Origin of the sequence: Ochrobactrum chromiisoli (assembly GCF_026241335.1) — a bacterium.
Classification (GTDB): domain Bacteria; phylum Pseudomonadota; class Alphaproteobacteria; order Rhizobiales; family Rhizobiaceae; genus Brucella; species Brucella chromiisoli.
This window is the reverse complement of sequence record NZ_JAPHAV010000001.1, coordinates 138,523-157,130: the sequence shown is the minus strand read 5'-3', so window position 1 is coordinate 157,130 and position 18,608 is coordinate 138,523. Positions and strand designations below refer to the sequence as shown.

The window sequence follows — 18,608 nt, the reverse complement described above, 5'->3', positions numbered from 1 at the left end:
AGGAGCCGGTCGGTTTGATCGGCTCAAGCCCTTAAAGCACATCCCGAAAAGTGGGAACCGATTTGTGTAATATGTCGCGTCCAATCACCCGATGGTGAAAGCTTAAAAAAATCCTTAGACGCCTCACGGAGGGAAATTTCGCTGGAGCAAATGCGCAAGCACTCTTATATTAATTCATTCAAAAATTTGCTTACATTCTGCAGAAGGTAGTCTCTCAAAAAAATTTAGATGTTTGTGGGTGATCTCAGTGAGAAAATTCGGTTTATCCTGTAATACAATTTGAATAACCGGAATAAAATACAACTGAAATCACCCAACTATCAATTACTTTGGTAATTCAAGAGCTTTTTTAGATACCGAAGATTCAAATCCATAAAATATGTAATCAGAAACAGTATTATCTGTCCATACCAGTAAATCTAAATTTGAATTATTATTATTAAGCCAACTCATAGCAGATAAAACAAGTGGTATTTGATTTTCTTTTACGGTTGCGCCTCCAATAAAAGCACTGTCACTGTAAATAGTAATATATGCGCGGTTATCTCCATTTCTATAACTAGACGTATCCAAATCAATTTGATATGTGTTATCAAATCGTAGAATATCTTTGCTTGGTATATCCGTGGATTCACGATTTTTCTTCGTCATTTTAATCTCCAAATTATAATATATACATTGAAAAAATACACCAAAACACTGTGATCAAATCGTATGAAAACCTGATTATTTGGGAATATGCCCTTATTCAGCTTTTCAGACTCAGAAATACACAGAGTGTTATCAGGCTATGATTGATGAAAATTTCTGTCAATAGAAATATGATATTTTCATCGAAATTTATAATAATTCCAAAAAAATCCGATGAAATTACACCATAATATACTATATTATTTATATTAATATTTTCTATGAAAAATATAATCTTCTAATATAATATCCGCTAAAAATATACCTAACTTATTCCCCGGCGGCGCTTGCGTGCTACTTCAATTTCATCGCTTAAATGCTTGATCGTTTCGCGATCAATGATGCGGATGTTACGCGCCAGAAGATTGGCAAGCTCGGTTGCCTGTGGCGACAGGCCGGATGTGTCAATCACCACCCGCGGATGCGAAATCGTTGCAAGATCCTGAAGCTCTTCCGCTTCATCCCAGATAATATTGAAATAGGTGATGATGCGTTGCAGCATATCCCAGGTTGGCTGGCCACGCCGCCCATGTTCCAATGCTGACAAATAGGCCGGGGACACACGCAGCGCTGCTGCCATTTCCCTCTGGGTGACATTGCGCTCTTCCCGCAATTCCCGCAATCGCTTGCCGAACGGCGTCATCGCAGCAGCCCCCCATTCTGCGTTTGCTTGCGCAGCCGCACATAAAGCGCACCATGACCACCATGATGATGCGCTGCATCTTCATAGGCGCTGACCAGAAGCCGGAACAAGGGCGTTGAGAACCAGTGCGGCACGGCCTGTTTGAGCACGCCCTCACTGCCGAATGATCGGCCTTTTCCGGTAATCACCATCACATGCTTGAGCCCACGCGCGTGGGCGCTGAGCAGAAAGCCGTAAAGCAGCTCATAAGCATCGTTCTGTGTCAGCCCGTGCAGATCGATACGCGCTTCAATATCCACACGCCCTTTGGAAATTTTGCGATGAGTGGGCCGATCAAAGGCATGGATCGGCATTTCCTTAAGCGAGCTGACCTTCTTTTTTGGTGGCTGCGTCTCAGCAACAGGCGAGGGCGCTTTTTTCACAGGCTTCTTCTCTGCCTCCTGCGCCATCAGTTCGCTAAAAACCGAAAGCTCTTCAGCCTGAAGCTTTTTGCCAGCCAGTGGCTTGGCTGTCTTTGCAACCGTTTCCCAGAGAATGCGATCCTCGGGATTGAGATAATCTTTTGCGGGTTTTTCGTTGTTGGAGGTCATCGATTAATTCCGCAAACTGCGCGAGGGACGAGCGCATAAAAATCAGCTTTGTCTTTTATGCCGCCTGCAATTTCACCGGCTTCATCCCCGGATCCTGCAAAGAGATCGCCGCGGGCCGGGCCAACAATTGCCGTGCCGGTATCCTGCGCAATCATCAGCCGGGAGAAGGGCGCGTTGTCAAATTTGGTCACAGTCGGCGCATCAACATAAAATGGCGTTCCGAAAGTATGCAAAAACCTGTCCACGGCGATAGAGCGTCCGGCGGTCAACGGAACCTTGGCGGCCGCAATCTGCCCAAGCTGCGGATCATCAACGGCTGCTTCGCGGAAAAAGATATAGGAACGGTTCTGCCAAATGAGGTCATCCGCCTTTTCGGGATGATCTTTGAGCCATTGGCGGATTGTCTGCATAGAAATCTGATCAGCCGGAATTTCGCCTTCCGCTACCAGAATACGCCCGATCCCCGTAAATGGATGGCCGGTTTTGGCAGCGAAGGTAATCCGCATAAAACTGCCATCGGTCAGCTTGAGCCGTGCCGCACCCTGAACATGCGCAAAGAACGCATCGACCCGATCGGCAACATAAGCAAGCTCCAGCCCACGACCTCTGAGGCTGCCTTGCTCGATTGTGCGGCGGTCATCATATTCTAAAAGACCATCGGGCGTTTGGCGCGCAAAAGCATATGACGCATCAAGTCCCAAAGGACGGTTTTCGTCCGTGACTTTCACAAGATCATCGGGCTTTTTTAAAAATGGCACCGTAAAATGCGCGTCTGGTGTGCGTGATGCTTCGATCTCCGGCTCGTAAAAAGCGGTGACAAAGCCTTGGGCATCAATGCGGCACGGAACAAAATGCGCTTCGAAAAAACCACGCGCCTGCGCTGTGTTTGGGTTATCAAGCAATCGTGCAGCAGCAAAAGCCGGTTCAAGCGCCTTAAAAGAAATACCGAGACTGCCGCTGTTATAGCGGTTGTGGTGCGCATAATCGGCCGAACGGCGAAAGGCCGAAAAGGCGTGTGCCTGATCGTCCCGATCCCAGCCCGGGCAATTGGAAAAGCCCAGCGGGTGGAATAGTTTCGACAATTGGTTCACAGCCGGATCCGTAAAACGCGCTATTTAAAAGGGCCACTCAATTAGCGGCCCTTGGTCTTCACTCTCTTAATCTTCTGCTTCGGTCGCCACAAGCTTCCAGTTTGGATCGCGCAAACGGGTGTCGCGGGCAAAGGTCCACAGATCGCGGATTTCAACCACATTTTCCTGATCGCCTTCAACCACATTACCGTTCTTGTCGAGTGTGGACGAAATCATCTGGCTGACAATGTTCAGCGTCACATGCGCCTCAGATCCCTTCATTTCGGCATTGGCGATTTCCGCCTTATCGATGCCAACAAAGGTGGAACGTATGGTTTCACCGCGTGCTTCGCGCTCATCAATCGCCGAAACAAATCCTTCATAGACTTCCCTGGACAAAAGATTTTGCAGAACATTGCGATCGCCATCGGCAAAAGACATGACGATCATTTCGTAAGCGATCTTCACGCCATCCACAAAACTCACCGGATCAAAAGATGGATCGGCGGCCTTGATGGAACGCAGCCCATCATTGACCGGTGTGCCGACCGGCGCAATTTTATCGATTGCGCTATAATCTTTTTCGCCGGAACGCTGCGGCAGGGAAACAACATTATCCGTTTCGCCGCCACTGGTCTGTGTGTCGGAATTACGGGCAGATGTGTAGGGATCAACCGGCGGCTTTTCATTTCCAGTACGACGACCGAGAACATTGCGCAGCTGGAGAAATATCACCACCGCTGCGATGAAGAAAAATATCGTACCAAAATCAAAAAATTCCATACCGCCTGCCACCATTTAACGGATAACGATCACGAATCCCGCTCCCGCCATCAATTTCTTTCAATATACATATAGATCGCCTTGATTGATCATTCAAATCCCGATCACGCATACCTATTTGTTTTTAGGCGTATCTCATTGCGAAAACCGCTTTTCACTTTTCGGAATGCGCTCTATCTGCAAATTCATGATAGACTGAAGATCTTTGATGAAAACATCAATAAACATAGGATCATAACTGCCGTGTCCTTTTCCTTTGCCCCTCTGCTCATGCTGGCAATGCCGTTCATCGAAATTGCCGGCTTTGTGATTGTCGGCAGTAAAATCGGTGTTCTGGCAACGCTGGGTCTTGTCGTTCTAAGCACGATGCTCGGTTTTTTCCTGCTGCGCGTGCAGGGTTTCGGGCTGTTGCAGCGCATCCGCGCGGAAAGTGCTGCGGGGCGTGTGCCGGATCGCGAAATGATGCATGGCGCCATGATCGTGGTTGCTGCCATCATGCTGATCGTGCCCGGCTTTGTCACAAGCGCCATTGGCCTGCTGCTTTTCGTGCCCTTCATTCGCGATCTTGTCTGGAACCGATTTGTGCGCAATCGTCTCGTCGTTGCCACAGCGTCCACCCGCTATTCGGAAGCCTATCGTCCTTATGAGCGCAAAGAGAATAACGTGATCGACCTCGACCCGGAAGATTATACAGCAAAGCCGGACGAAAATTCACCGTGGAATCCTGACCACAAGGATCGTTGATTGCGCAATTACTAACCTAAAAACGGTTTCTTGCCTCATCTACCCACACATGCTAGCCAAGCATCGCTGCTTTACAGGCAATCAGATTAATCACAATAAAAGAAGGCATTCCGATAATGGCAAAAACGCCGAGCGATAAGCCCGTAGCGGACGAAGCAAAGAACGGCAATGGCGCAGCCACCCAGCCGTCCCTCAACATTCTGGCCCAGTATATCAAGGATCTTTCCTTTGAAAGCCCCGGCGCGCCTCTGTCGCTGCGCCCACGCGACAAAGCGCCTTCGATCAACATCAATGTCAATGTAAACGCCAACCCGCTTTCCGAAACGGATTTCGACGTTGTTCTAACACTCGAAGCCAAGGCTGTGGACGGCAAGGACGTTCTGTTCAACACCGAGCTGACTTATGGCGGCGTATTCCGCATTCAGGGCATTGCGCAGGAACATATGCTTCCGCTGCTGTTTATCGAATGCCCACGTCTGCTGTTCCCATTTGCCCGTCAGATCGTTGCTGATGCAACGCGCAATGGTGGCTACCCACCACTGATGATCGATCCAATCGATTTTGCACAGATGTTCCAGAGCCGTATGGCTGAAGAAGAAGCCAAGAACGCTGTAAAGAGCTGATCTTGCGTTGATATCAAAAGAAAACCCCGCTTTTTGCGGGGTTTTTTTATGAAGAATACTTCTTCCAGATCGCCTTATCACCCATTTTGGCAACAAGGGCATCATGCGCGGCACGCTCTTTTTCACTGATGCGGGGTGCAAGCGGCACAGGGCGCTGACGCAGCGCAATTCGGCTGGCATGATCAGCGCGATCATCATTGCCGGAATTGTCAGAGGAACTCAGACCGAGAGCTGTCTGCTTTCCGCCAATCAGTTCGATGTAAACTTCAGCCAGAATTTCAGAATCGAGCAATGCGCCGTGCAATGTGCGGTGTGAATTGTCGATGCCATAACGCTTGCAAAGTGCATCCAGCGAATTTGGCCCCATCGGATTTCGACGGCGCGCAAGCGCAAGCGTATCGACAATGCGATCAACGTCTATTTCCGGCTTACCCAGGCGGCTCAATTCGGCATTGATGAAACCAAGATCGAACATGGCATTATGCGCGACAAGCTTCGCGCCATCGAAAAATTCCATAAATTCATCGAGAATATCGGCAAAAGTCGGCTTGTCGAGCAATTGCTCATCGGTGATCCCATGAACCGCGAGCGCATCCGGATGAACCTTACGCCCCTGTGGGTTGATGAATTTATGAAAGGTTCGGCCCGTGGGAAAGCGGTTGATCATTTCCACGCCACCGATTTCGATCACCCGATCCTCAAGCCGTTCAAGGCCAGTGGTTTCCGTATCGAAAACGATCTCACGCATTGAAAAACCTCTTAAATGATTGTTCGTTATAGCACAGGCGAAACTGCGCTCACGATGAAATTGCCGGCTTTCCCCGCAATTGCGCAAGGATGGCGTTAATCTGCTGTCTCATGTCCTCAAAGCCGCCTGAAGAATCAATAATGAAATCGGCGCGCGACCGCTTTTCAGCGTCCGGTGTCTGCCGGGCAAGAATGGCCTCCAGCTTCTCTTCCATCATGCCTTCGCGCGAAAGAACCCGCTTTCGCTGAATGTGGGCAGGGGCTGAGACAACCGCCACCTTGTGCACGCGGTTCTGGCCCTCCGTTTCAAACAGCAGCGGAATATCAAGCAATGCAATATCAGCCCCATCCGCACGCGCGCGCGCAAGAAAGGCGGCTTCCTCTTCATGCACAAGCGGGTGAATGATGGATTCAAGCTTTTTGAGTGCTTCCGGTTTGCCGAGGACAGCGCTCGAAAGCCTGGTCCGGTCAACCGTGCCATTGACAACTGTTCCGGGGAAGGCGGCTTCGATCAGGGGGGCGGCGCGGCCTGCATAAAGCTGATGCACCGCATCGTCGGCGCTATAAACTGGCACGCCCGCATCTGCAAACATGCTTGCGGCGGTGGATTTTCCCATGCCGATCGAGCCGGTCAGTCCGAGGATGATCATAAAGCGCCAGCCTTTTTCATATCATCCAGAATATGCGCGCGCAGCGCATCTGTCACTTGCGGTTTTTTGCCAAACCAGCGTTCAAAACCGGGAACCGCCTGATGCAGCAACATGCCAAGTCCATCGACCGTTTTGAGCCCCGCGCTTTCAGCCTTAGCCAGAAAGGGCGTTTTCAAAGGAACATAGACAATATCCGTGGCAACCGCTGATTTTTGCGCTTCGTTCAGATCAAGGGGAAAAACGTGTGTTTCTTCTCCATGCCCGCTCATGCCGAGCGCGGTCGTGTTGACGATCAATCCCGCTTCTTTGACAAAATGCTGCGCGGCATCCCATCCATGGGCAAAAACCCCATCGCCAAAATGGCTGGCCAGGTCCTGCGCGCGGCTTAAGGTCCGGTTGGCGATGGCAATGTGGGAGAAACCACGTGTCTGCAAGGCATGCACAATCGCGCGACCCGCACCTCCTGCACCCAGAACCAGAGCCGTATCGGCATTGTCCCAACCCGGTGCAAGCGCATCAAGATTGGCGGCAAAGCCATAGGCATCGGTATTGCCACCGCAAAGCCTGCCCTTTTCAAACCAGAGCGTGTTCACCGCACCTATAGCCTGCGCTGCTTCATCATGGCTTTCCACGCTCTCATAAGCTGCTTCTTTATGCGGAATCGTGACATTTCCACCGGCATAGCCATTTTGCGCCAATGAAGCAGCAAATTCGGCAAAATTTTCCGGCGCCACTTCAATGGCTTCATAAGAGCCGTCAAGACCGTGCTCTTTGAGCCAGAAGCGATGAATGAGCGGCGAGCGCGAATGTTTAATCGGAAATCCGGTGACAAATGCCTTTTTAGCCATCGATCAGATTTTCTTTCCTTAATTCAGCCAGAAGCGGCAGCAGCGGCAATCCGACAATGGTGAAATAATCGCCGTCGATTTTTTCAAAAAGCTGAATGCCCGGACCTTCGACCTGATAGGCGCCGACGCTGGAAAGGGCAATATCGCCAACGCGACCCAGATAACGGCCAATAAACCCGGGATCAAGATCGCGCATGGTCATGCGCGCCACCGAGACGTGCCGCCAGAAGGGCTTGCCGTTTTTCACCAGAACCACGCCGCTGTTCAACTGATGGGTTTTTCCCGAAAACTGCAAAAGCTGGCGGCGCGCCGCGTCCATATCCACAGGCTTGTGGAAAATCTGATCTTCCAGCGAAAGCGTCTGATCACAGCCAATCACCACAGCATCGGGATTGTTTTCACTGACCGATAAGGCTTTGGCTTCCGCCAGAACCTGCGCCACTTCTTCCGGTGTTGCGCCGGTCTTATAAAGCGGCGCTTCAACGGCGCGCTCGTCAATATCAGCGCTTTCGCTTGAAAATTCGATGCCAGCATTTTTCAGAAGTGCTGAACGAAAGGGGCTTTTGGAGGCGAGAATAAGTTTTGCGGTCATACCTGATCTTCCTTCTTGCCATCACGCAGCAAAGACTGGATCGCTGCGGCTGTTTCTTCAATTGACCGGCGCGACACATCAATGAGCGGCCAGCCGTTGCGGTTGCAGAGATTGCGGGCATAAGCCAGTTCTTCGGAAATTGAAACGCGGTCTGTATAAAGTCCGGTATTGAGCGAAGGCGCATTGCCAAGCGGGCGGTTCTGCCTGATTTGCGAAATCCGTTCCGCCGTTGCGACAAGCCCGACAATCAGCGGACGTTTTGCAGTAAAAAGCACATCGGGAAGCGGGATGCCCGGCACAATCGGCACATTGGTTGCCTTGATACCGCGATTGGCAAGATAGATGCTTGTGGGCGTTTTCGAGGTTCGTGAAATCCCCACCAGAATGACATCTGCTTCTTCTATATCGAGCGGCAATTGCCCGTCATCATGCTCCATGGTGAAATTGAGCGCGTCAATCCGGCGAAAATAATCGGCATTGAGCACATGTTGCGCGCTGGCTCGGCGATGCGCCGGTGCGCCAAGATAAGATTGAAACGTGTTGAGCACGGGTTCGAGCACCGAAACACTTGGTACACCCATTTCCGCACAGGTTTCATCAATCATGGCCGCGAGCTTCTGATCAACAATTGTATAGAGGACGATGCCCGGCTCAGCATCGATATCTTCCAGAACTTTGCGCAACTGTTTCTCGGTGCGAATAAGCGGATAGATGTGCTCAATGGCGCGCGCATTGGCATATTGCGCTGAAGCTGCACGCCCTGCAGCAAGGAGAGTCTCTCCTGTCGCATCAGAAATCAGATGAAGATGAAAGTAAGAAAGCGGTCTGGTCACAGTTTTCTCCCGCCCCTGTTGACGAGTGTGCGTAAAACGCAGGTTTCATCCACAAGCCATGGCAGGCGGTGGGAAACTTGGCAAGTCATCCACAGCCAGCCAACATGTGGGCCGCTTTTGAAAGTCACTGTGGACAAGACTCGTAACATTTGGAAAACTCATCGATATACCCAGCTTGTCCACAAATAGTGCAAAACTGCGGCAATTGGTAACTCCTTATATTCAATGAAAGAATTTAGTTTTCATTGCATTTGGCAGAATGATCGGTGAATGTTCGCACAGGCTTTGATGGCCAGAGCGGAACTGTGGAGAAAAAGCGGACAAAGCTTAATCCCCGATTCCAACAGACTCTAAGAATCAAAAGATTCCTGAATCATCCTTTCTTTATGAAAGCCGGACGGGAAAACTTTCACACGAGATAACGAAAATCAGACAGGGTGGAATGCAATGAAGCGCAAAGTCTTGAAAGTCATAGACGGTGAGACAGTCTTTCCACCTCCGATCTGGATGATGCGCCAGGCAGGGCGATACCTTCCTGAATATCGCGAAGTCCGCAAACAGGCCGGAAGCTTTCTCGACCTTTGCTATTCGCCCGATCTGGCTGTCGAAGTCACACTTCAGCCTATCCGCCGTTTTGGCTTTGATGCAGCCATTCTGTTTTCCGATATTCTGGTTGTCCCTCATGCCCTTGGGCGTGACCTTCGCTTTGAAGAAGGAAGAGGGCCTTTGATGACACCGATTGATGCGGATGAAATCTTCTGGCTTGAAACCGAAGGTGTCGCAAAACGCCTGGAGCCGGTCTATGAGACGGTTCGGCTGCTTCGCGAGCAGTTACCCGACGAAACAACGCTGTTGGGCTTCTGTGGCGCTCCCTGGACCGTTGCGACCTACATGATCGCCGGTCATGGTACCCCGGATCAGGCTCCCGCGCGTTTGTTTGCCTATCGCTTCCCGGAAGCTTTCGAAAAGCTTTTGAATGATCTGGCGGATGTTTCAGCCGAATATTTGATCGAACAGCTTGATGCCGGCGCAGATGCGGTTCAGATTTTTGATTCCTGGTCCGGCGTTCTGGATGAAGATTGCTTTGAGCGTTTCTGCATTCGTCCTGTTGCGCGTATCGTGCAAAAGGTGAGGGCCGTATATCCTGACGCGCGCATTATCGGTTTCCCGAAAGGTGCGGGAATGCTTTATGCAGGCTATCGTGAAAAAACCGGTGTCGATGTTCTGGGGCTTGACTGGTCGGTGCCGGTTTCTTTTGCGCAGGAATTGCAAAAGGAAGGCGCCATTCAGGGTAATCTTGATCCGCTGCGGGTTGTTGCTGGTGGAGCGGCGCTTGATGAAGGCGTTGATGCGATCCTCAAAAATCTTGGCAACGGTCCGCTGATTTTCAATCTCGGCCATGGAATTACGCCACAGGCACCGATTGAAAATGTTCAGCGTATGATTGATCGGGTTCGTGGAGGGTACTGATTGTGGCCTCTGACAACACAAACAGCGGCAAAGCCGCTCTGATCCGCATCATTGCCGCTTTGGTGATTGTGCTACTCGGTTTATGGGGATTGTTTCACGTGAATCCAGCTGATGCTTATCTTTGGGTCAAGTCTATCCACGTTATTGCGGTGATCGCCTGGATGGCGGGCATGCTCTATCTGCCGCGACTTTTCGTTTATCATTGTGCGGCAACGCCCGGCTCTGAAACCTCTGAAACCTTCAAGGTTATGGAGCGGAGGTTGCTGCGGTTTATTATAAATCCCGCTATGATTGTAACGTGGATTGCCGGTCTGTGGATGGCCTGGGAGATATTTGATTTTCAGGGCGGCTGGCTGCACGCAAAAATTCTTCTCGTGGTGCTGTTGTCGGGCGTACACGGCTATCTGTCAAAGGCGACACGGCTTTTTGCTCAGGATAAGAACACCAAATCTGCAAAACATTGGCGTGTCATCAACGAAGTTCCAACCATTTTGATGATCTTGATCGTCATTCTGGTGATCGTGAAACCATTCTGATTTTTATATTTTTACAAGATAGCCCGGATTTTTTTCCGGGCTTCTACCTTTTTCCTATTGCACAAATTTCCAGCAGTCCTTAACTGAGACTTGCTCTTCATGCCGCAAACCGGTATGAGTGAGTCCTCTTCCCACCATGACAGCAGGCCTTCGATGCCGGTCGCGTTCCAAGTGACCCACCTTTCCGAACAACTGCATTTTTCTCCTTATATTTCAAAAGAGTTCCTCACCCATGCAGGAAATGAAACTACAAGAACTTAAAAACAAAACTCCGGTTGAGCTGCTGGCATTTGCCGATACGCTTGAGGTCGAAAATGCAAGCGCCATGCGCAAGCAGGAACTGATGTTCGCGATCCTCAAAAGCCTCGCTGCTCAGGACGTCGAAATTATCGGCGAAGGCGTGGTCGAAGTGTTGCAGGACGGATTTGGCTTCCTGCGCTCGGCTGACGCGAATTATCTGCCGGGTCCGGACGATATTTATATTTCACCTTCCCAGCTTCGCCGCTTCTCGTTGAAGACCGGTGATACGGTTGAAGGTCCGATCCGCGGTCCCAAGGAAGGCGAACGGTATTTTGCGCTTCTCAAGGTCAACACCATCAATTTTGAAGATCCTGAAAAGATCCGCCATAAGGTTCACTTCGACAATCTGACGCCGCTCTATCCAAATGAGCGCTTCAAGATGGAACTGGAAGTTCCAACATCGAAAGATCTTTCGTCGCGTGTGATTGATCTTGTTGCACCGCTCGGCAAGGGCCAGCGCGGTCTAATTGTTGCGCCGCCACGCACCGGTAAAACGGTTCTGTTGCAGAATATCGCGCATTCGATCACCGCAAATCATCCTGAATGCTATCTGATCGTGCTTCTGATTGATGAACGCCCGGAAGAAGTGACGGACATGCAGCGTTCGGTGAAGGGTGAAGTTGTTTCTTCGACCTTCGATGAGCCGGCAACGCGTCACGTGCAGGTTGCTGAAATGGTCATCGAGAAGGCCAAGCGGCTTGTTGAACACGGCCGCGATGTTGTGATCCTTCTTGATTCCATCACTCGCCTTGGCCGCGCCTACAACACGGTTGTGCCGTCATCGGGCAAGGTTCTGACCGGTGGTGTGGATGCGAATGCTCTGCAACGTCCAAAGCGCTTCTTTGGTGCAGCCCGTAACATTGAAGAAGGTGGCTCGCTCACCATCATTGCAACGGCGCTGATCGACACGGGTTCGCGCATGGACGAAGTGATCTTTGAAGAATTTAAGGGCACGGGCAACTCTGAAATCGTTCTCGACCGCAAGGTTGCCGACAAGCGTATCTTCCCGGCCATGGACATTCTCAAGTCCGGCACCCGTAAGGAAGATCTGCTTGTTCCACGCGCCGATCTTCAGAAGATTTTCGTGCTGCGTCGTATCCTTGCTCCAATGGGAACGACCGATGCGATTGAATTCCTTATCGACAAGCTCAAGCAGACGAAGAGCAACAGCGAGTTCTTCGATTCGATGAACACGTAATTTCTCGACTTCGTTGTTATGAAAAACGCCGCGTTGAGCAATCAGCGCGGCGTTTTGTTTGGCTGTGAAAAGTCGTCATGGATGCTCGCTGAGAAGGATTCTAAGCGCTGCCGCTGTCTCTACGGGTGCGAGGCAGACCTGCCCCTTACAGAGCCAGGCTGAAGGTTTATCGGCCTGTGCAATGCCACCTGTCGGAAGCGCGATAGCTTTACCCGCTTCAAAACGGATAATCTTGTCGACACGTCGTGGATCAGGAATTTTCCGAGCCACTGCGGTTAAGTCTCCCTCAGCGCTGTCATCGGCAATAACAAGCGATAGTGGTTCGGCTGCAAATCGGCTCGCATTCAATATGCCGATCTGTCCATATTGTTGCACAAGCGCGCGGCCCATGGCTTGTTCGACCAGTCGCTCATTCTGATGATAGAGATGCAGATCGCCGGTTATGAGAAACAAGCGGGTGCATGCTTCGATAATCTGACCGGTGGCGCTGGGGATTGCCTCGTCATAATCGCCATAACTATGAAGGATGACATCTTCGGCGTTGATTGCGGAGAGCCGGTAATTGCCTGACGCATCGCGATTGTTTTTATCAAGCGCCTCTTTGAGCGCCAGCGCGTCCTGAATGAATGTTGGGTCTGATGTTGCTTCAAACAGCGAAATTGCAGCGTTGATCATTGCTGCATAATCGGTTGCAAGGGCAGGGTAGAGCAGCGTGTCATCCATCCGGCAATGCGCCATGCGGCCATCGTGAAAGGATGACCCTGTTGAACGGTAAGCGGTCAGCGCATGGTCAATCCAGTCCTGTCTCTGGAAGCAGCGTCCTGCTTCTGCCAGCGCGCGAATTGCCAGTGCGTTCCAGTCTGTCAGCGCTTTTTCGTCACGTCCGGGACGCACACGTTTGGAGCGATAATCGAGCAGCTTTTTCCTTGATGCCTCTATATCGGCAGGATGCACCGCTGTTTCATCAACAGCATGAAGGCGGTTGAGAATATTTTTTCCCTCAAAATTGCCTTCCGGTTTGACGCCATAGAAGGCTTTGAAGGCTGACGCCTGTTCTCCGAGAACATGATCAATCTCAGTGTCAGTAAAAATATAGAACTTTCCTTCTTCGCCTTCGCTGTCGGCATCGAGGCTTGATGCAAAACTTCCGTCTGGCAAACGCATTTCCCGGATCAGCCAGTCAATGATCTCTTCGATTCGGATACGGAACAAATCATTTTGCGTTTCAGCATAGGCATAGGTTGCATGCCGAATGAGTTGTGCATTGTCATAGAGCATCTTTTCGAAATGCGGCACGAGCCAGTCTGCATCGACGCTGTAGCGACAAAGGCCGCCACCCAAATGATCATAGATGCCACCTTGCAGCATTGTTTTCAGCGACAACAGGAATGTATCGCGATGATGGTTCTGGCGGTTGTAGAGCCAGGACAACCACAAAGCATCCATAAAGGGTGCGCTGGGGAATTTGGGTGCATTCTCAAGGCCGCCGCGAACGGGATCGAACATCGCATATATGCGATCAGTGACCCGATCAAAATGCGCAATTTCATTGGCGCTGGCCACTGTTTGCGCGGCAAGGTGGCTTTCGAGATGGCTGAAGACCGCATCGGCATTATGGTTAATTCTTTCTTGATCTTCTCGCCAGAGATTATCAACTGCTTTGAGGACATCAACGAAGCCGGGCAGATTGTGCCTTGCTTTTGGTGGAAAATAGGTGCCACCCCAGAACGGTTTCCCATCCGGGCGCAGAAACATTGTGAGCGGCCATCCGCCCTGCTGGCCCATGGCGCCAAGCGCAGCCATATAAATCTGATCAATATCCGGACGTTCTTCGCGATCGACCTTCACATTGACGAAAAGCGTGTTCATGACTTTTGCCACTTCCGGGTCTTCAAAAGACTCGTGCGCCATCACATGGCACCAGTGACAAGCGGCATATCCAATGGAAAGCAGGATAGGGCGGTTGAGGGCGCGGGCAGCATCCAGCGCTTGCCTGCTCCAGGGCTGCCAGTGCACCGGATTATCGGCGTGCTGACGAAGATAAGCGCTTGGCTCCTTGCCGAGCCGGTTGCTGCTGATATCAGTCATAAGCCTTTTCTTTCCTCACACGAATGAATATCACGTAACAATCTATATAGAACGGGAAATCAAATGAGCGAGCCGCAACATCTTCACGACACTATTTTTGCCTTGTCGAGCGGACGCCTGCCGTCGGGCGTGGCAGTGGTTCGCATATCTGGCCCGCAAGTTCGATTCGTTATCGAAACGGTTTTGGGTCAGACTATCGAACCGCGATATGCCGCCTACAAAACCTTTCGCACGCGCAATGGTGAAGCGATCGATAGGGGATTGGCGCTGTTCTTTGCCGGACCAAACAGCTTTACCGGTGAAGATTGCGCGGAGTTCCACCTTCACGGTGGCATTGCTGTTGTTGAAAAACTGTTGGAAGAATTTGCCCATTTTCCTCATTGTCGGATTGCGGAAGCGGGCGAATTTACGCGACGCGCTTTCATCAATGGCAAGATGGACCTGACGATTGCAGAAGGTCTGGCTGATTTGATTGCTGCTGAAACTGAAGGCCAGCGTCGTCTGGCTCTTCAGGTCGCATCGGGCGCGCAGCGTCAGCTCTATACAGAATGGCGTCAAAGACTGATCCGCGCACGGGCATTGATTGAGGCGGAGTTGGATTTTGCCGATGAGGGAGATGTTCCCGGTTCGGTTTCCGGACAGGTTTGGGACACGCTCAAATCTTTGCGCGGTGAAATTGCGCGCCATATAGAGAGCGGCAAACGGGCCGCGATGCTGCGCGATGGTTTGCACGTCGTTATCGCGGGTGCGCCCAATGCGGGAAAGTCCAGTCTGCTTAATTTTCTTGCCGGGCGCGAGATCGCGATTATTTCTGAAGAGGCGGGTACGACGCGTGATCTTCTTGAGGTTAAACTCAATCTCGGTGGAATACCGGTTTATGTGACCGACACGGCCGGCTTGCGGGAGACGACAAGTCAGGTTGAACGCATCGGGATTGAACGTGCGCGCGAACGTGCGGCTGAGGCGGATCTGGTTCTGTTGCTGGAAGATATGCAGGAGCCGATTTCCGTTACGCTTGACGAGGGCGCTGCTGACATTTGGACAGTTGGTACCAAAACCGATCTTGAAGGTTTGACTGAGCGCAATTGGGACTATCGCATTTCCACGCGGACCTCTGAGGGGCTTGATGCTTTGCTGGCAGCCTTACAGGGCTTTGCTGAAAAGCGCATCGGGTTGATCAATGATGCCGTGCCAACCCGGCAGCGGCACATCAATCTGCTGCAATCAACAATTTCGGAAATGAACATCGCGATTGAGCGCGATGACCTTCCTTTGGAATTGCGTGCGGAGAATATGCGCCGCGCATCGCAACATCTCGGACGCATCACCGGGGATGTTGATGTTGAAGAAATATTGGATGTGATTTTCTCGCAATTCTGCATCGGAAAATGAGTGATTCACGTGAAACACCATCGCGGGGTGACTGCGTTGAGGTGATTGTTTCACGTGAAACATCTGTGGAATCTGCCTATCCTTCTTGACTCCAGAACGGAAGCGTGAGTCGCATTTCATATCAATTTTAGCAAAGAGTTGATGAGGCTTTGCCCGACTTCCCCCTTCCGTTCAACGTTGAAACATGTCAAAGAGACTGCTTTCTCGAATTGATTTGGGTGCATCAGGATGAACATTTCAGGTTCTGCCGAAGCGACAGCTTTTGACGTCATTGTCATTGGTGGTGGACATGCGGGCTGCGAAGCGGCCGCAGCTTCTGCACGCGCGGGCGCTCGTACAGCACTTGTCACGCATCGCTTTGATACGATTGGCGTTATGTCATGCAATCCCGCTATCGGCGGACTGGGCAAAGGTCATCTTGTGCGTGAGATCGATGCGTTGGATGGATTGATGGGACGTGTTGCCGACAAGGCAGGCATCCAGTTTCGTCTGCTTAATCGTCGCAAAGGTCCGGCTGTTCGCGGTCCTCGTACCCAGGCGGACCGCAAGCTTTATCGCCTTGCCATGCAAGAGCTGATTTCGGCGCAGGATAATCTGACTGTCGTTGAAGGTGGTGCATCGGATATTTGCGTGACTGACGGCGTGATTACCGGCGTTGTTCTGGGGGATGGGCGCAGGCTTGCCTGTGCTGCGGTCGTCCTGACCACAGGAACTTTCCTCAACGGTTTGATCCATATCGGCGAGAAGAAGATACCGGCTGGCCGCATGGGTGAGAAGCCGGCGCTTGGCCTGTCAGATACATTGCGCGGCCTGGGTTTTGCCGTTGGGCGTCTTAAGACCGGCACGCCGCCGCGCCTTGATGGCCGCACCATTGATTGGCAAAGCCTTGATATGCAGTCCGCAGATGAGGATCCGGTTCCATTCTCACTGATGACGGACAGGATCACCACGCCACAGATCGATTGCGGCATCACGCGCACAACACCTGAGACCCATGCTATCATTCGCGCTAACCTGCATCGTTCCGCGATGTATTCCGGTTCGATTGAGGGGATTGGTCCGCGTTACTGCCCATCGGTCGAAGACAAGATCGTCAAATTTGGTGATCGTGATGGGCACCAGATTTTTCTTGAGCCGGAAGGACTGGATGATCACACGGTCTACCCGAATGGCATTTCCACATCATTGCCGGAAGAAGTGCAGCTTGCTTATCTCAAGACCATTCCCGGTCTTGAGAAGACGATTATGCTCCAGCCGGGCTATGCTATTGAATATGATTTCATCGATCCGCGCGAGTTGAAGCGCAGTCTTGAAACCCGCCGGGTGACTGGTCTGTTTCTGGCCGGTCAGATCAATGGCACGACCGGCTATGAAGAAGCCGGTGCGCAGGGATTGCTGGCAGGCCTGAATGCCGCAAGACGGGCAGGGGGCAGTGACCCTGTTATCATCCAGCGGACCGAAGCCTATATCGGCGTGATGGTGGATGATCTGACATCGCGCGGAGTGAGTGAGCCTTATCGCATGTTCACATCGCGCGCCGAGTTTCGCCTGTCATTGCGTGCGGACAATGCCGATAAGCGTCTGACGCCGCTGGCTGATCAGCTTGGCATTCTCAGTCAGGAACGGCGCGAGAGGTTTGTGGCGCGTGAAGAGGCATTGTCCGCTGCGCGCGACATGACAAAGCAACTGATGATCACGCCCAATCAGGCGAGCCGCTATGCGTTGCATCTCAATCAGGACGGTGTGCGTCGCTCAGCCTATGATCTTTTGTCCTATCCTGATATTGATCTGGAGAAGCTGAAAGCTATCTGGCCAGAACTCGATGGCATTGCATCTGTGACCCGCGAAGCTTTGGAGATTGAAGCGCAATATGCGGTTTATATGGATCGGCAGCAAAGTGATATAGCGGTGATGGAGCGTGAGGAACGGCTTTTCATTCCGGCATCGCTGGATTTTGATTCGATTTCCGGCCTGTCGAATGAGCTGAAAGCCAAGCTTAAACAGCGTATGCCGGAAACGATTGCCGAGGCGCAGCGTGTGGAAGGCATTACACCGGCGGCTCTTGCTTTGCTGATTACGCATATCAAGAAGCATGGCGCGCGGGCGCGGGCGGCAGATGAGTTGGACGCCGAGAAGGGCGCAGCATGACTGTGGATAGCCGTTATTCTAGCTTGAAAACGATTGTTCCTGGTGTTTCACGTGAAACAACGGAGCGATTGATTGCTTTTGAAGCGCTGTTTCGCAAATGGTGTTCAGCCATCAATCTGGCCTCTCCATCCACATTGGCGGATCTCTGGAGCCGTCATATTCTTGACAGTGCGCAGGTATTTCCGCTCGCTCCCGATGCAAAGCGATGGCTTGATCTGGGATCGGGCGGGGGGTTCCCCGGCATTGTAACCGCCTGCTTTCTCAAGGAAGTTCCGGGTGCTTCGATTGATCTGGTCGAAAGTGCCGGCAAAAAGGCCGCATTTCTTCGCACGGCTGCTGGCCAGCTAACTGTTCCCGCACGCGTTTCCTCCGCCCGTATCGAAGCGATGTGGGACAAAATCGAGGTGCCGGATGTTGTAACGGCCCGCGCACTCGCTTCGCTGAACGATCTTTTCGTGCTCGCGGAACCTTGGCTTACCGGAGGGGCTAAAGCTCTTTTTCAAAAAGGTCGGGATTACCAGCGGGAAATTGATGAAAGCCGTGTCGACTGGAGCTTTGATCTGATACAACACGAAAGTGCTATCGATAAAGCCTCAGTGATACTCGAGATCAGCAATCTGCGTCGTATCTCCGGTTAATTCATCATCGATAAGACAGAAAGCA

Annotated in this window: 19 protein-coding genes; 8 read left to right on the top strand and 11 right to left on the bottom strand. The window is 51.6% G+C overall.

Annotated elements, in window-relative coordinates:
• Positions 1–324: 324 nt before the first annotated feature.
• The 5 genes from OPR82_RS00785 to OPR82_RS00765 form a co-directional block, all read right to left on the bottom strand.
• On the bottom strand, positions 325–651 hold the full coding sequence (locus OPR82_RS00785) for a hypothetical protein (protein WP_265982447.1): 327 nt from the start codon (positions 649–651) through the stop codon (positions 325–327).
• Between the two features lie 304 nt (positions 652–955).
• Positions 956–1,333: a helix-turn-helix domain-containing protein gene (locus OPR82_RS00780; RefSeq protein ID WP_265982446.1), complete on the bottom strand. Its 378-nt coding sequence runs from the start codon at positions 1,331–1,333 to the stop codon at positions 956–958.
• Positions 1,330–1,923 (bottom strand): Smr/MutS family protein, encoded by a 594-nt coding sequence (locus tag OPR82_RS00775; protein ID WP_265982445.1) that lies wholly within the window; start codon positions 1,921–1,923, stop codon positions 1,330–1,332. Before OPR82_RS00775 ends, OPR82_RS00780 begins: the two co-directional genes overlap by 4 nt.
• Complete coding sequence (mltA, locus tag OPR82_RS00770) at positions 1,920–3,038, bottom strand: murein transglycosylase A (RefSeq protein WP_396996104.1); 1,119 nt, start codon at positions 3,036–3,038, stop codon at positions 1,920–1,922. Before mltA ends, OPR82_RS00775 begins: the two co-directional genes overlap by 4 nt.
• A gap of 42 nt (positions 3,039–3,080) precedes the next feature.
• Positions 3,081–3,776 carry a Tim44/TimA family putative adaptor protein gene (locus OPR82_RS00765; RefSeq protein ID WP_265982443.1) on the bottom strand — a complete coding sequence of 232 codons (696 nt, stop codon included), beginning with the start codon at positions 3,774–3,776 and terminating at the stop codon, positions 3,081–3,083.
• Positions 3,777–4,019: 243 nt separating this feature from the next.
• Here OPR82_RS00765 and OPR82_RS00760 point away from each other — a divergent pair, with 243 nt between their 5' ends.
• Together OPR82_RS00760 and secB are read left to right on the top strand one after the other, a co-directional pair.
• Entirely contained in the window at positions 4,020–4,520 is a 501-nt protein-coding gene (locus OPR82_RS00760) for an FxsA family protein (protein ID WP_265982442.1), read from the top strand.
• A gap of 116 nt (positions 4,521–4,636) precedes the next feature.
• The gene (gene secB, locus OPR82_RS00755; RefSeq protein WP_265982441.1) at positions 4,637–5,143 is read left to right on the top strand and encodes a protein-export chaperone SecB; all 507 of its coding nucleotides are present in this window, start codon (positions 4,637–4,639) and stop codon (positions 5,141–5,143) included.
• Positions 5,144–5,189: 46 nt separating this feature from the next.
• Here the strand turns inward: secB and dnaQ are convergent, their stop codons facing one another.
• The 5 genes from dnaQ to OPR82_RS00730 are packed head-to-tail and all read right to left on the bottom strand — an operon-like array spanning position 5,190 to position 8,813.
• Complete coding sequence (gene dnaQ / locus OPR82_RS00750; RefSeq protein WP_265982440.1) at positions 5,190–5,891, bottom strand: DNA polymerase III subunit epsilon; 702 nt, start codon at positions 5,889–5,891, stop codon at positions 5,190–5,192.
• 49 nt (positions 5,892–5,940) lie between these two features.
• A complete protein-coding gene (gene coaE / locus OPR82_RS00745; RefSeq protein ID WP_265982439.1) occupies positions 5,941–6,540 on the bottom strand; it encodes a dephospho-CoA kinase in 600 nt (199 codons plus the stop codon).
• A complete protein-coding gene (locus OPR82_RS00740; protein ID WP_265982438.1) occupies positions 6,537–7,388 on the bottom strand; it encodes a shikimate dehydrogenase in 852 nt (283 codons plus the stop codon). The genes coaE and OPR82_RS00740 overlap by 4 nt, the downstream gene beginning before the upstream one ends.
• Entirely contained in the window at positions 7,381–7,980 is a 600-nt protein-coding gene (locus tag OPR82_RS00735) for a Maf-like protein (RefSeq protein WP_265982437.1), read from the bottom strand. Before OPR82_RS00735 ends, OPR82_RS00740 begins: the two co-directional genes overlap by 8 nt.
• On the bottom strand, positions 7,977–8,813 hold the full coding sequence (locus OPR82_RS00730; protein WP_265982436.1) for a pyruvate, water dikinase regulatory protein: 837 nt from the start codon (positions 8,811–8,813) through the stop codon (positions 7,977–7,979). Before OPR82_RS00730 ends, OPR82_RS00735 begins: the two co-directional genes overlap by 4 nt.
• Before the next feature lie 447 nt (positions 8,814–9,260).
• On the opposite strand from OPR82_RS00730, the gene hemE reads away from it, so the two are divergent.
• From hemE to rho, 3 genes are all read left to right on the top strand, one after another.
• Positions 9,261–10,283, top strand: a complete 1,023-nt coding sequence (hemE, locus tag OPR82_RS00725) for a uroporphyrinogen decarboxylase (protein WP_265982435.1) — start codon at positions 9,261–9,263, stop codon at positions 10,281–10,283.
• Positions 10,283–10,819 (top strand): protoporphyrinogen oxidase HemJ, encoded by a 537-nt coding sequence (hemJ, locus tag OPR82_RS00720; RefSeq protein WP_265983804.1) that lies wholly within the window; start codon positions 10,283–10,285, stop codon positions 10,817–10,819. The genes hemE and hemJ overlap by 1 nt, the downstream gene beginning before the upstream one ends.
• Before the next feature lie 232 nt (positions 10,820–11,051).
• Positions 11,052–12,317 (top strand): transcription termination factor Rho, encoded by a 1,266-nt coding sequence (gene rho, locus OPR82_RS00715; RefSeq protein ID WP_265982434.1) that lies wholly within the window; start codon positions 11,052–11,054, stop codon positions 12,315–12,317.
• A gap of 75 nt (positions 12,318–12,392) precedes the next feature.
• Here the strand turns inward: rho and OPR82_RS00710 are convergent, their stop codons facing one another.
• A complete protein-coding gene (locus OPR82_RS00710) occupies positions 12,393–14,405 on the bottom strand; it encodes a thioredoxin domain-containing protein (protein ID WP_265982433.1) in 2,013 nt (670 codons plus the stop codon).
• Between the two features lie 63 nt (positions 14,406–14,468).
• Between OPR82_RS00710 and mnmE the strand changes: the two genes are divergently transcribed.
• The 3 genes from mnmE to rsmG all read left to right on the top strand — a co-directional run bounded on the left by mnmE (position 14,469) and on the right by rsmG (position 18,583).
• On the top strand, positions 14,469–15,797 hold the full coding sequence (mnmE, locus tag OPR82_RS00705) for a tRNA uridine-5-carboxymethylaminomethyl(34) synthesis GTPase MnmE (protein ID WP_265982432.1): 1,329 nt from the start codon (positions 14,469–14,471) through the stop codon (positions 15,795–15,797).
• Between the two features lie 228 nt (positions 15,798–16,025).
• The gene (gene mnmG / locus OPR82_RS00700; protein WP_265982431.1) at positions 16,026–17,945 is read left to right on the top strand and encodes a tRNA uridine-5-carboxymethylaminomethyl(34) synthesis enzyme MnmG; all 1,920 of its coding nucleotides are present in this window, start codon (positions 16,026–16,028) and stop codon (positions 17,943–17,945) included.
• Positions 17,942–18,583: a 16S rRNA (guanine(527)-N(7))-methyltransferase RsmG gene (gene rsmG, locus OPR82_RS00695; RefSeq protein ID WP_265982430.1), complete on the top strand. Its 642-nt coding sequence runs from the start codon at positions 17,942–17,944 to the stop codon at positions 18,581–18,583. Before mnmG ends, rsmG begins: the two co-directional genes overlap by 4 nt.
• Positions 18,584–18,608: the final 25 nt, after the last annotated feature.